Raw genomic sequence first — 12,821 nt, 5'->3', positions numbered from 1 at the left:
ATCAGTGCTTCCGTGGGGCCAGGTAGCTCAGCCAGCGGCCTTCGGCCATCTTGAACAAGCGCACCAGGATGAAGGTCAGGCACAGGTAGAACACGCCGGCGGTGATGTAGGCTTCGAACGGCAGGTAGAACTGGGCGTTCACCGTGCGCGCGGCACCGGTGATGTCGATCAGGGTGACGATGGAGGCCAGGCTGGTGGTCTGCAGCATCATGATCACTTCGTTGCTGTACTGCGGCAGTGCGCGGCGCAGGGCCGACGGCAGCAGGATGCGGCGGTACAGCTTGTAGCGCGACATGCCCATGGCCTTGGCGGCTTCGATCTCGCCATTGGGCGTGGCCTTGAGGCTGCCGGCGATGATCTCGGCGGTGTAGGCGCTGGTGTTGATCGCAAACGCCAGGCACGCACAGAACGTGGCGCTGGACAGCAGCGGCCAGAGGAAGCTTTCGCGCACCGCGTCAAACTGGGCCAGGCCGTAGTAGATCAGGAACAGCTGCACCAGCATCGGCGTGCCGCGGATCACGTAGGTGAACAACCAGGCTGCACCGTTGACCACCGGCTGCTTGGACACACGCATCAAGCCCAGGGGCAAGGCGGCGAGCAGGCCGAAGAACAGCGAGATGGCGAGCAGTTTCAGGGTGGTCAACAAGCCGCCGAGGTACAGCGGCATGGCGTCCCAAATGACGTTGTAGTCGAAGATCATAGATCAGCCGCCCTTACGCCTACCGAGTAGCGCTTCTCAAGATGACGCAAGGCCAGCAACGAGACGCTGGTGATCACCAGGTACATCGCCGCCACTGCGAGGAAGAAGGTAAAAGGCTCGCGGGTGGCGTCTGCCGCCTGCTTGGCCTTGAACATCATGTCTTGCAGGCCCACCACCGAGATCAGCGCGGTGGCCTTGGTCAGTACCAGCCAGTTGTTGGTAAACCCGGGGATCGCCAGACGAATCATCTGCGGCACCATCACCCGGAAGAACACTTGGAACGGGCTCATGCCATACGCCATGCCGGCTTCGGCCTGGCCCTTGGGAATGGCCATGAAGGCGCCACGGAAGGTTTCCGAGAGGTAGGCGCCAAAGATGAAACCCAGGGTGCCGATACCGGCGGCCAAGGGGTTCAAGTCGATATAGTCGTCGTAGCCGAGCATCGGCGCGACGCGGTTGAGCAGGTCCTGACCGCCGTAGAAAATCAGCAGGATCAGCACCAGGTCCGGGATCCCACGGATCACGGTGGAGTACAGGTCACCCAGCCAGGCCAACCAGCGCACCGGCGACAGGCGTAACGCGACCCCGATCAGACCCAGAACAATGGCCAAGGCCATGGACGACAAGGCGAGCTGAAGCGTCAACCATGCGCCATCGAGGATGACGGCCCCGTAGCCTTTCAACATGATTCAGGTCCTCGAAAAGGGGGATGAAAAAATGGCGCAAACCTCAGGAATTCTGTTGCTTGCGCCATTGCGGACAGACAGCTGCGAAGAGTTACTTAGGGTCAGCGCCGTAAATATCGAAGTCGAAGTACTTGTCCTGGATTTTCTTGTATTCGCCGTTGGCACGGATCGCCGCGATGGCTGCGTTGATCTTGTCCAGCTCGGCCTTGTCGCCTTTTCGCACCGCGATGCCTACGCCGTCGCCGAAGTATTTGACGTCGGTGAACTGTGGGCCCACGAACGCGTAGCCTTTACCGGCCGGGGTTTTCAGGAAGCCATCTTGCAGCAGGGTGGCGTCGGCCACGGTGCCGTCAAGGCGACCAGCTTCCACGTCCAGGTAGATTTCGTTCTGCGAGCTGTAAGGCACGACGGTGGCGCCTTTCGGAGCCAGGACTTCCTTGGCGAAACGATCGTGGATCGAACCGCGCTGCACGCCGATTTTCTTGCCTTTGAGTTCGTCCAGGCTGTCGCTGACGGTGGTGCCTTCCTTCATGACCAGGCGCGCCGGTGTCAGGTAGTAGCGGGTGGTGAAGTCCACGGACTTCTTGCGGTCTTCAGTGATGGACATGGACGACAGGATCGCGTCGATCTTGCGCACTTTCAGCGCCGGGATCAGGCCGTCGAACTCTTGCTCGACCCATACACACTTGACCTTCATCTCTGCGCACAGGGCGTTGCCGATGTCGTAGTCAAAACCCACGATGCTGCCATCCGGCGCCTTCGAGGCAAACGGAGGGTAAGCCGCTTCGATACCAATCTTCAGGGGCTTCTCATCAGCGAAAGCCTGCATGGACAGCACGGACAGCGCCAGGGCGCCCAACAGCACGAGTTTCTTCATCTTGGGACTCCATCGGTATAGGGCAAAAAGCAGTATGAGCCGGGGCCCACGATGCGACTTAAGTGAAACCGAATAGCGGTGCTGCGTCCTACGCGGGCTATACGCCTGCGACGACGAGCGAGTGATCGGCATTCTAACGACAGGCCGGAAGCCGATATTTCCTCAATGCGACAACAATTTACAGAAGCACTGAGAAAGCGGTTCCAGCACATTGACAGTCCCTGGATTTTATGCAGAGACAAAAGATATTAAACCTGTTGATGCTGCAAATTGCGGGCCTATTATTCGCAAACCCTTCTAGCACGGCAAGTCTGGCGTTTAATCTTATTTCTGGGGGTGTCTGGAACGGGGGTTTTCGGGGCACTGGCGTAGCACATTGCCTCATGTTTGGGCGTGGGGTTACACATTCAGGGGGCGCGGTAACATTCAGAAACTTCCCACAAGAGAAACCGATATTTATTGGCCTCTGCGTTGAGTAAGGCCGTCAGACAGCCCACCGACCTTGATTTGAGATGCACGCCAACTGTGGGAGCTGGCTTGCCTGCGATGGCAATCTGTCAGTTAGCCCACCTATGCCTGATACACCCTCATCGCAGGCAAGCCAGCTCCCACAGTGAACCGGTTTCTTCAGTGGTATTGAACTGCGCCTCACAAAAAAGCCCCATCCGGCCTACACCGAATGGGGCTTTATCTGACCAGCCTCGCTTTACGCGACGTTCATGGTCTTGTGCGTTTCAATCAAATGCGCCACCACGCCTGGATCGGCCAGGGTGGAGATATCGCCCAACCCGTCATATTCCGCCGTGGCGATCTTGCGCAAGATACGGCGCATGATTTTCCCCGAACGCGTCTTCGGCAAGCCCGGTGCCCACTGGATCACATCCGGCGAGGCAATCGGCCCGATCTCCTTGCGCACCCAGTTTTTCAGCTCCAGGCGCAGCGCTTCGTTCGGCTCTTCACCGTTCTTGAGGGTGACATACACATAGATGCCCTGCCCTTTGATGTCATGGGGCACACCGACCACCGCCGCCTCGGCGACTTTCGGGTGGGCGACCATGGCGCTTTCAATCTCGGCGGTGCCCATGCGGTGGCCGGACACGTTCAACACGTCGTCCACACGCCCGGTGATCCAGTAGTAACCGTCCTCGTCACGACGCGCACCGTCACCGGTGAAGTACATGCCACGGAAGGTCTTGAAGTAAGTATCAACAAAGCGGTCATGGTCGCCGTACAGCGTACGCGCCTGGCCCGGCCATGAATCGAGGATCACCAGGTTACCCTCGGCCGCCCCTTCGATCAGGTTGCCCAGGTTATCCACCAGCGCCGGCACCACGCCGAAGAACGGCCGTGCCGCCGACCCCGGCTTGAGCGCATGGGCGCCTGGCAGCGGGCTCATCATGTTGCCGCCGGTTTCGGTCTGCCACCAGGTATCGACGATCGGGCAACGGGATTGGCCGACATTCTTGTAGTACCAGTCCCAGGCTTCCGGGTTGATCGGCTCACCCACCGACCCCAGCAGGCGCAGGCTGCTGCCATCGGCGCCTTCCACGGCAGCGGTGCCGGAAGCCATCATCGCGCGGATGGCGGTCGGCGCGGTGTAGAGGATGTTGACCTTGTGCTTGTCGACGATCTTCGCCACCCGAGTGATGTCCGGGTAGTTCGGCACGCCTTCGAACAGCAAGGTGGTCGCGCCGTTGGCCAGCGGGCCGTAGACGATATAGGTGTGGCCGGTGACCCAGCCGACGTCGGCGGTGCACCAGTAGATTTCGCCCGGGCGGTAGTCGAACACGCGCTCATGGGTCAGGGCTGCGTAGAGCAGGTAGCCGCCGGTGGTGTGCTGCACGCCCTTCGGCTTGCCCGTGGAGCCGGAGGTGTACAGGATGAACAGCGCTTCTTCGGCGCCCATCTCTTTAGGCGCGCACACGGTGCCCGCCACTTTCATCAGGTCTTCGTACCAGATGTCGCGGTGCTGGTTCCACTTGATGTTGCCATTGGTGCGCTTGCACACGATGACTTTCTGGATGCTGTTGGTTTCCGGGTTGGTCAGGGCGTCGTCGACGTTGGCCTTCAGCGGAATCTTCTTACCGGCGCGAATGCCTTCGTCGGCCGTGATCACCACCTTCGACCGACAGTCGATGATGCGACCAGCCAGGGCTTCCGGCGAGAAGCCACCAAACACCACGGAGTGGATCGCACCGATGCGGGTACACGCCAGCATGGCGACCACGGCTTCGGGGATCATCGGCATATAGATAGTCACCACGTCGCCGCGGTGCACATCCTGGCCGCGCAGGGCGTTGGCGAACTTGCAGACTTCTTCATGCAATTCGCGGTAGGTGATGGTGCGGCTTTCGGAAGGGTCGTCGCCCTCCCAAATGATGGCTGCCTGATCGCCGCGCTCGGCGAGGTGACGGTCCAGGCAGTTGTAGGAAACGTTCAGGGTGCCATCGGCAAACCATTTGATATCGACATGGTGATCGTCGAAAGAGGTCTGCTTCACCGCGGTGAAAGGCTTGACCCAGTCAAGGCGCTTGGCTTGCTCGCGCCAGAAACCGTCGGGGTTGACCACCGACTGCTGGTACATGGCCTTGTAGGTCGCCTCGTCGGTCAGCGTGTTGGCTGCTACTTCGGGGCGAACGGGGTACAGGGAAGCCGCACTCATCTTTCTTACCTCGGTGACAATAGTTGTTTTTGTATGCCCCGTTGTAGCCGGGGCTGCCCCATAGAACCATTCGACGATGGTAGTAACAAGCCCCTACATTTTGCCCTGCTATGTGCGTTCACGGCTCTGGCCCGCAGCCCGTGGCGCTTTGCGCCTTGATGAAAAAAGCTTTACCACGGGATTGTTACAAAAACCGCCAATAGTGTTTATCAAAAGCACGGGTATATGAATATAACCCGGGAGCCTAAAATTCATTCCGTCAACGCGACACTGTGATTAACAACGCAACAGCCCCCACGAAGGCATCGTTAATCCAAACTTTCCAATCCCAAGTTACACACGTGGCCTCACAAGGGCCCCGTGACCCACTTCGACCTCAATAAGGTAAATAGAGAAATGAAAGCTTTAGTAGTTATGGCCCTCAGCAGCTTGTGCGCCACCGCCGCCCTGGCCGACGAGGCCGCGACTGACGTAGCTGGCCGCAATACCCCGATTGTTGAAGACTACACTTACAGCACCCACCTGGACGTTGCCAAAGTAGTGTCCATGAGCACTGTTCCAGAAGTCTGCGAAGTTGTACCGGTACAAATGGAATATGAAGACTCGCAAGGCCAACGACATATTCTTAAATACCAAGTCATGGGCAATGGTTGCTCTAACGGATAACAACTTCTCAAGTTTGCTGTAAACCCGGATCTTGGCCGCCGCAAGAAATCGTTCTTGCGGCCAAGAACCTTCCCCTGAATTCCCCTATCCCAATGTGGGAGCTGGCTTGCCTGCGATGGCGGTAGCCGCCACACCGATACAATCAGCTACACCCCCTCCTCCAGCCTCAACAAAATACCTCCACCGCCTGTCACCCCACCAAACCCCTGTAAACCCTCACTCTGGCTCAAATAGCAGGCTTTTTGTCTGTGATCCGAGACCATCCGCCGCAACACAAACCCGATTTTTTCCCTATAATGCGCGGGTAAATCGGGCCTGCAATATCCCTTTACACTGGGATGAAGAGCCAGACCTGAGGCCTCCGCAGGAGCATGCACCTAGCGCTCCGCACCTCAAGCCTCACGCAGAACCCGTAACCCAATTCCGTTTATTTGCCTGCGCGAGCTGTTGCAACAAACGATTCCTTAAGATCCACCGCGGCCTCAGGGCCGTGTGAACACCCAACCATCCGGTTTCACACGGGCACCTTTGAGCCCTCACGCAGGAGACGACACGTCATGCTGAGCTGGGACGAATTCGACAAAGAAGAAGAAGGCGAAGTAGCCACCAAAGGCGCCAACGCCGGCCACGCCACCGAAGCCAACATGGACCGCCTCGACGGTGCCGGCGCCGCCGCCGCCATCGAAGCCCGCGCCGTCACCGCCAGTGACTCCGCCGCCATCAAGCGCGCCAAGGCCGCCCTCGACAGCCTCGATGTCGCCGAAGGCCTCGCCGAACTCGAAGGCGCCTCCGCCCGCGTCGCCGTCGACGAAAAGCGCATGATCAACTGCCGCGCCGACCTCAACCAACTCGTACCCTTCAAGTACGACTGGGCCTGGCAAAAGTACCTCGACGGCTGCGCCAACCACTGGATGCCGCAAGAGGTCAACATGACCGCCGACATCGCCCTGTGGAAAAACCCCGAAGGCCTGACCGACGACGAACGTCGCATCGTCATGCGCAACCTCGGCTTCTTCTCCACCGCCGACTCCCTGGTTGCCAACAACCTGGTGCTGGCCGTGTACCGCCTGATCACCAACCCGGAGTGCCGCCAGTACATCCTGCGCCAGGCCTTCGAAGAAGCGATCCACACCCACGCCTACCAGTACTGCATCGAATCCCTGGCCATGGATGAAGGCGAGATCTTCAACATGTACCACGAGATTCCATCGGTCGCCAAAAAGGCAGCCTGGGGCCTGAAGTACACCCGCTCGATCTCCGATCCGAAGTTCGAAACCGGCACCGTCGACACCGACAAAGAACTGCTGCGCAACCTCGTCGCCTACTACTGCGTCCTGGAAGGCATCTTCTTCTACTGCGGCTTCACCCAGATCCTCTCCATGGGCCGCCGCAACAAAATGACCGGCGTGGCGGAACAGTTCCAGTACATCCTGCGCGATGAGTCGATGCACCTGAACTTCGGTATCGATGTGATCAACCAGATCAAAATCGAAAACCCACACCTGTGGGATGCCGAGATGAAGGAAGAAGCGACCCAGATGATCCTGCAGGGGACTCAGCTGGAGATTGAATATGCGCGTGACACCATGCCTCGTGGGGTGCTGGGCATGAACGCGGCGATGATGGAGGATTACCTCAAGTTCATCGCCAACCGTCGTTTGTCGCAGATTGGCTTGAAGGAAGAGTACCCAGGGACGACCAACCCGTTCCCTTGGATGAGCGAGATCATGGACTTGAAGAAAGAGAAGAACTTCTTCGAGACCCGCGTGATCGAGTACCAGACTGGCGGGGCGTTGAGCTGGGACTAATACCTCCATGCTCTGAAACACTAAAAAGCCCTGGGAATACTCCCGGGGTTTTTTTATGGTAAAAATTGAAGATGTAGGACAGCCACTCATTCGCAGTAGGAAATTTCGTAGACGCCATAATGGCCACTCAGTATCGTCCGAGGGTTTTCTACCCTCGGCGGCTGTATGGATATTACGAAAGACAAAACGGATTGGAGCGACGCTGAGCTAGCAGCGGCGGTAGCGGCCTACTTGAAGATGCTGGCGTGGGAGCAGAACAACCAGCCTTTCAATAAAGCCCATGAAAACCGACTGCTACGCGAAGGTCCTGTGGCGGGTCGGGCGAAAGGTTCTATTGAGTTTCGCATGCAAAATATTTCCACCGTGCTCGACCGGATGGGGTTGGAGCGCATCGTAGGCTACAAGCCTGCGAAGAACGTGGGCACAGGCGTTGAGCTGCGCATCCGACAGGCGCTCAATGCCCAGGGTATTTTTGAATCGGATGACACCGCCCAAACCGCCGATGAGCAAACGCTCATCCGCCGCGCGTCCAAGCTACAGAAGCAAACCTTCCATAAAGTACCTGACGGCATCGTGCAGCCGCAGAAGGTCGCCACCGTGACCACCTCCTTCGTTCGCGACCCGAAGGTGCGCGCCTGGGTGCTAAAAGAAGCCAAGGGCATTTGCGAAGGCTGCAACACCAACGCGCCGTTTGAGGTCGATGGCCAGCCATTTCTTGAAGTACATCACGTCAAGCACCTCGCCCAGAAGGGTTCGGATCGCATCACCAATGCTGTAGCCTTGTGCCCCAATTGCCATCAGCGTTGTCACCGGTCGAGCGATCGGGAGGCGTTCACCGCTGGGCTTTACTCGAAAATCGGAAGATTGATACGCGAGTAAACTCTTGCTGTCACAGCTGATGCATCACCCCATTGATTAGATAGGACCGAGGCCAACCCGTGAACCCAGACATGCTCGAAGCCGGCCCCGCTGACGCCAAAGTACTCTCCGTCTTTGACTTCGACGGCACCCTGACCCACCACGACAGTTTTGTGCCCTTCCTCAAATTCGCCTTCGGCCCCGGTGAGTTCTATGGCCGGATGCTCAAGCTGGCGGTGCCGGGGCTGCGTTTTTTGGTGCGGCAGATCAGCCGGGATGAGTTGAAGGCGCAGTTGATCCGCACCTTCATGACGGGGGTGGAGAAGGCGTGGGTTCAGCAGAAGGCGCAGGCGTACTGCCAGAAGACGTGGCCGCGGTTGATGCGGCCGACGGGCTTGCAGTCGGTGGCCGATGAGGTGAAGTCCGGGGCGGTGGTGACGCTGTGTTCGGCCTCGCCGGCGTTGGTGTTGCAGCCGTTTGCGGATCGGCTGGGGATCAAGTTGATTGGCACTGAGCTTGAGGTGGTAGACGGGGTGTTGACCGGCAAGCTCACCGGGAATAATTGCCGGTGTGAGAACAAGGTGCTGCGGCTTGAGGCGGTGTATGGGGATTTGGGCGAGTATCGACTGAGGGCCTGGGGCGATACGCGTGGGGATCGGGAGTTGCTGGCGGCGGCGCAGGATGCGCACTTTCGGCATTTTCATTCGAAGAAGAAACGGGCCCGGTTGCAGGGGTGATGCGGGTGGGTGGGGTTGGCAGGTGGACCGAGGCGATCCCATCGCAGCCTCGCTGGGGCTCGAGAGCTCCCACCTTTTGATCGGTGTCGGGGTTGATGCAGAGGCATGGTTTCAGCAGGTGGACCGAGGCGATCCCTTCGCAGCCTCGCTGGGGCTCGACAACTCCCACATTTGGGCTTTGTCAGCCTGTTGACCGGTGTTCGGCGGTGTTTATGTGGCGGCCTTGAGGTCAACCCCCAGCGCTGAGGCGAAGGCTTTTACCATCGGGCTGCGCGGGGCGTTGTGGCGCAGGATCAGGTTGAAGACTGTGCTCAAATGCACTTGCTCCGGGCACAGTACGCGTAGGCGCCCTTCCCTGACCAACGGGGTTGCGTAGTGCTCGGGCAGGAAACCGAGGAAGCGGCCGGTGAGGACCAGGATGGCGACGGCTTCCACTTGCGACGCCGAGGCGGACTGGCTGTCGTAAGTGACAAAGTTGGCCTTGTCGCGATGGATCGCGTAACGATGGTTGACCACTTCGTAGTGGCGCAGCACGTCCGGTGTGATTTCACTGGCATTGAACAGCGGATGGCCTACGGCGCAGTAGGCGTGGGCTTTTTCCTCGTACAGCGGAAAATAGTCGAATTCTTCACGACGCTGGTACACGGGCACGATGCCGACAATCAAGCGCCCTTCCACTACGCCACGCTCAACTTCGTCTAACTGAGAGGCATGTAGGCGCAATCTAATTTTCGGCGATTCGCTATGTAATTTCCCCAGCGCCGCAATGAGCGGGGAGTTAATGTCGGACACGGTGTTATCAATAACGCCCACACTAAGGTCGCCAATAAGCTCGTTTTGCGCCGAACTAAGCTTGTCGCGAAAACTGTCTACCGAGGTGAACAACTCGATGGACGCCTGATACACCAGCTTGCCTTCTTCGGTCAGCCCAAAACCTTCCCGGCCCCGTGTGCACAGGCGCATGCCGATGCGGATTTCCAGGTCGGAGATCTGTTTGCTGATGGCCGCCAGGCCCACGTTCAGCTCGTTTTGCGCGGCGCTGAAGCCGCCGGCTTCGACCACGGCCATGAACACGCGCAGCAATTTGAAGTCCAGCCCGCTCAGTTGCAGGGGCGGGCGTGTGCCGGGTTTGGGCGGTATGTTTCCAGAAGTGGAAAGTGGGGTTTCCATAATACGCGTTGACCTCAAGTGCCATATTCAACAGGCTTTAACCCAATCCTTGAACATAGCCAGGCGGCGATAATGGCCGTAAACATCGGCCCTTGGCAACCTTGAATATAGCGGGTTGAACAGCACACAGAGGCTGATTTAACGCCCGGCAAAACCTGACACTACGATCAGGACTTTTTACGTTTTGACTGCCTCCGACTCTTCTAAAAACAAGCGTGAGGAACACCCATGTCCCAGCCCACCGACCGCCTTTGGGGCGCTCGTTTCAAGACCGGCCCGTCTGCTGCACTGGCCGCGCTGTCGCGTTGCCCTGAGCGCTATTTCCGCCTGACGCCCTACGACCTGGCCGGCTCCCGCGCCCATGCCCGTGAGCTGCAGCGCGCCGGTTTGCTGGATGAGTCGGAGACCCTGCGCACACTGGAGGCCTTGGACGGTATCGGCAACGACTTCGCCGCAGGCAACCTGCATCCGACGCTGGATGACGAGGACGTGCACACCTTCATCGAACGCGTATTGACCGAACGCCTTGGCGCCCTGGGCGGCAAGCTGCGTGCCGGGCGTTCGCGCAACGACCAGACCGCCAATGATCTGCGCCTTTTCCTGCGTGACCATGCGCGCACCATCACCACCGAGGTGTTGGGTTTGCAGCAGGCGTTGGTGGAGCAAGCTGAGCAGCATATCGAGAGCATCTGCCCGGGCTTCACTCACCTGCAGCAGGCGCAGCCGATTGTGTTCGCCCACCACTTGCTGGCCCATGCCCAGTCGATGTTGCGAGATGTGCAGCGCCTGGTGGATTGGGATGCGCGTACGGCGTTGTCACCGTTGGGTGCGGCGGCGATGGCTGGGTCGGCGATCGCGCGCCAGCCGGAACACTCGGCTAAGGAAATGGGCTACACCGGCCCGTGCGAAAACTCTATCGACGCAGTCGCTAGCCGTGACCATGTGGCGGAGTTTTTGTTTGTGGCGGGCATGCTCGGGGTGAATATTTCACGCTTGTCTGAAGAGTTTTGCCTGTGGTCGTCGCGCCAGTTTCGTTGGGTGGTGTTGGACGATGCCTACGCTACGGGCAGCTCGATCATGCCGCAGAAAAAGAATCCGGACATTGCCGAACTGGCGCGGGGCAAGGCTGGGCGGTTGATTGGCAACCTGACCGGGTTGATGTCGACGCTCAAGTCGTTGCCACTCTCCTACAACCGCGATTTGAGTGAAGACAAGCACAGCGTGCTCGACAGTGTGGACACCCTGCTGCTGGTACTGCCGGCGATGGCCGGGATGGTGGCGACCATGAAGGTGCAGGTGGAAGAGTTGCGTCGTCAGGCGCCGATGGGCTTTACCTTGGCGACTGAGGTGGCGGACTGGTTGGCGACCCGTGGTGTGCCGTTCAAGGAGGCGCATGAGATTACCGGCGCCTTGGTGCAGGCCTGTGAGAAGCATGAAATTGAATTGTGGGAAGCCTCGCCGGCGATGCTGGCGGAGGTGGATGCGCGGCTGACGCCCGAGGTGCGGGATTGCCTGACCCTGGAAGCGGCGATTGCGGCGCGCAGTGGGTGGGGTGGGACGGCGCCGGAGCGGGTTCGGGAGCAGATTGAGCGGTTGAAAATGGCATTGGCCGAACAGCAGAAATGGACAGAGAGTTATCAGGGATTTCGCATTTAAGCCTGTAGATGCTGAGGTGGCTGGTCGGGCGCTTTCGCAGGCAAGCCAGCTCCCACATTGGATCGGGTTTCAACCGTTACACCGAGTACAGCGGTAATCGCTTTTTGGAGAATCACCATGAACCAAACCCCGGCAGAGCGCTTGGAAGCCGAGCGCAAGTTGTCCGAGAACCAGTTCGATATCACGCAGTACGAGCACGTGCCGCGTCGCTATTACGGGCGGATGTTTTTCGCCACGTTGATCGTGATCGTATTGGCCGCGCTGTTGCGCGCATTCGCCAACGGCCAGATCGAATGGTCCTACATCGGGCAGTTCCTCACGTCTGAGGCCATCCTGTGGGGCCTGGTGAACACCATCGTCATGTCGATCCTGGCCATGGCGCTGGGCGTGGTGATCGGGGTGATCACAGCGATCATGCGCATGTCGGCCAACCCGATCCTGCGCTATGTGGCCATCACCTACACCTGGCTGTTTCGCGGCACGCCGCTGATCCTGCAACTGCTGCTGTGGTTCAACCTGGCGTTGATCTTCCCGGTGATCGCAATTCCCGGCCTGTTCAGCATCGACACCGTCGACCTGATGACGCCGTTCGTGGCCGCCCTGCTCGGCCTGAGCATCAACCAGGGCGCCTACACCGCCGAGGTGGTGCGCGCCGGTTTGCTGTCGGTGGACACCGGCCAATACGAAGCCGCCAAGTCCATCGGCATGCCGAGCCTGCAGGCGCTGCGTCGGGTGATTCTGCCCCAGGCGATGCGCGTGATCATTCCGCCTGTAGGCAACGAGTTCATCAGCATGGTGAAAATGACCAGCCTGGCCAGCGTGATCCAGTACTCGGAGCTGCTGCACAACGCACAAAACATCTACTACGCCAACGCACGGGTCATGGAGCTGCTGATCGTGGCCGGCATCTGGTACCTGGCGGTGGTGACTGTTCTTTCATTTGGTCAAAGCCGCCTCGAGCGTCGTTTTGCCCGCGGCGCCGGCAAGCGTTCGTAAGCCTG

At 59.1% G+C, this 12,821-nt stretch carries 11 protein-coding genes; 6 read left to right on the top strand and 5 right to left on the bottom strand.

Features of this window, described 5'->3' with window-relative positions; translation table 11 throughout:
- Position 1: 1 nt before the first annotated feature.
- From HX803_RS28610 to acs, 4 genes are all read right to left on the bottom strand, one after another.
- Positions 2–700, bottom strand: a complete 699-nt coding sequence (locus HX803_RS28610; protein ID WP_176997965.1) for an ABC transporter permease — start codon at positions 698–700, stop codon at positions 2–4.
- Positions 697–1,386: an ABC transporter permease gene (locus HX803_RS28605; RefSeq protein ID WP_016973726.1), complete on the bottom strand. Its 690-nt coding sequence runs from the start codon at positions 1,384–1,386 to the stop codon at positions 697–699. Before HX803_RS28605 ends, HX803_RS28610 begins: the two co-directional genes overlap by 4 nt.
- Before the next feature lie 91 nt (positions 1,387–1,477).
- A complete protein-coding gene (locus HX803_RS28600) occupies positions 1,478–2,263 on the bottom strand; it encodes an ABC transporter substrate-binding protein (RefSeq protein ID WP_178925467.1) in 786 nt (261 codons plus the stop codon).
- A 706-nt stretch (positions 2,264–2,969) separates the two neighbouring features.
- Positions 2,970–4,925, bottom strand: a complete 1,956-nt coding sequence (gene acs, locus HX803_RS28595; RefSeq protein ID WP_176997966.1) for an acetate--CoA ligase — start codon at positions 4,923–4,925, stop codon at positions 2,970–2,972.
- A gap of 396 nt (positions 4,926–5,321) precedes the next feature.
- On the opposite strand from acs, the gene HX803_RS28590 reads away from it, so the two are divergent.
- The 4 genes from HX803_RS28590 (at position 5,322) to HX803_RS28575 (ending at position 8,994) form a co-directional block, all read left to right on the top strand.
- Positions 5,322–5,591, top strand: coding sequence for a DUF2790 domain-containing protein (locus HX803_RS28590; RefSeq protein ID WP_178925465.1), 270 nt, complete (start codon positions 5,322–5,324; stop codon positions 5,589–5,591).
- Between the two features lie 557 nt (positions 5,592–6,148).
- The gene (locus HX803_RS28585) at positions 6,149–7,399 is read left to right on the top strand and encodes a ribonucleotide-diphosphate reductase subunit beta (RefSeq protein ID WP_178925463.1); all 1,251 of its coding nucleotides are present in this window, start codon (positions 6,149–6,151) and stop codon (positions 7,397–7,399) included.
- A gap of 165 nt (positions 7,400–7,564) precedes the next feature.
- On the top strand, positions 7,565–8,278 hold the full coding sequence (locus tag HX803_RS28580) for an HNH endonuclease (RefSeq protein ID WP_178925461.1): 714 nt from the start codon (positions 7,565–7,567) through the stop codon (positions 8,276–8,278).
- Positions 8,279–8,349: 71 nt separating this feature from the next.
- Positions 8,350–8,994 carry an HAD-IB family hydrolase gene (locus tag HX803_RS28575; protein WP_176997970.1) on the top strand — a complete coding sequence of 215 codons (645 nt, stop codon included), beginning with the start codon at positions 8,350–8,352 and terminating at the stop codon, positions 8,992–8,994.
- Between the two features lie 210 nt (positions 8,995–9,204).
- Here the strand turns inward: HX803_RS28575 and HX803_RS28570 are convergent, their stop codons facing one another.
- Positions 9,205–10,164 carry a LysR family transcriptional regulator gene (locus tag HX803_RS28570; RefSeq protein WP_178925451.1) on the bottom strand — a complete coding sequence of 320 codons (960 nt, stop codon included), beginning with the start codon at positions 10,162–10,164 and terminating at the stop codon, positions 9,205–9,207.
- A gap of 228 nt (positions 10,165–10,392) precedes the next feature.
- Between HX803_RS28570 and argH the strand changes: the two genes are divergently transcribed.
- Together argH and HX803_RS28560 are read left to right on the top strand one after the other, a co-directional pair.
- Positions 10,393–11,820 (top strand): argininosuccinate lyase, encoded by a 1,428-nt coding sequence (gene argH / locus HX803_RS28565; RefSeq protein WP_178925449.1) that lies wholly within the window; start codon positions 10,393–10,395, stop codon positions 11,818–11,820.
- A 117-nt stretch (positions 11,821–11,937) separates the two neighbouring features.
- Entirely contained in the window at positions 11,938–12,816 is an 879-nt protein-coding gene (locus HX803_RS28560) for an amino acid ABC transporter permease (protein ID WP_016974698.1), read from the top strand.
- Positions 12,817–12,821: the final 5 nt, after the last annotated feature.

It is taken from the genome of Pseudomonas sp. P7548, from assembly GCF_013386585.1.
Lineage (GTDB): Bacteria > Pseudomonadota > Gammaproteobacteria > Pseudomonadales > Pseudomonadaceae > Aquipseudomonas.
The sequence above is the reverse complement of the archived record's forward strand: the minus strand, read 5'-3'. Positions and strand labels throughout refer to the sequence as shown.

What these genes read in the sequence shown, in the direction of transcription:
- HX803_RS28610 (WP_176997965.1), bottom strand. Translation starts at nt 700, where the DNA reads ATGATCTTCGACTACAACGTCATTTGGGACGCCATGCCGCTGTACCTC.
- HX803_RS28605 (WP_016973726.1), bottom strand. Translation starts at nt 1,386, where the DNA reads ATGTTGAAAGGCTACGGGGCCGTCATCCTCGATGGCGCATGGTTGACG.
- HX803_RS28600 (WP_178925467.1), bottom strand. Translation starts at nt 2,263, where the DNA reads ATGAAGAAACTCGTGCTGTTGGGCGCCCTGGCGCTGTCCGTGCTGTCC.
- acs (WP_176997966.1), bottom strand. Translation starts at nt 4,925, where the DNA reads ATGAGTGCGGCTTCCCTGTACCCCGTTCGCCCCGAAGTAGCAGCCAAC.
- HX803_RS28590 (WP_178925465.1), top strand. Translation starts at nt 5,322, where the DNA reads ATGAAAGCTTTAGTAGTTATGGCCCTCAGCAGCTTGTGCGCCACCGCC.
- HX803_RS28585 (WP_178925463.1), top strand. Translation starts at nt 6,149, where the DNA reads ATGCTGAGCTGGGACGAATTCGACAAAGAAGAAGAAGGCGAAGTAGCC.
- HX803_RS28580 (WP_178925461.1), top strand. Translation starts at nt 7,565, where the DNA reads ATGGATATTACGAAAGACAAAACGGATTGGAGCGACGCTGAGCTAGCA.
- HX803_RS28575 (WP_176997970.1), top strand. Translation starts at nt 8,350, where the DNA reads ATGCTCGAAGCCGGCCCCGCTGACGCCAAAGTACTCTCCGTCTTTGAC.
- HX803_RS28570 (WP_178925451.1), bottom strand. Translation starts at nt 10,164, where the DNA reads ATGGAAACCCCACTTTCCACTTCTGGAAACATACCGCCCAAACCCGGC.
- argH (WP_178925449.1), top strand. Translation starts at nt 10,393, where the DNA reads ATGTCCCAGCCCACCGACCGCCTTTGGGGCGCTCGTTTCAAGACCGGC.
- HX803_RS28560 (WP_016974698.1), top strand. Translation starts at nt 11,938, where the DNA reads ATGAACCAAACCCCGGCAGAGCGCTTGGAAGCCGAGCGCAAGTTGTCC.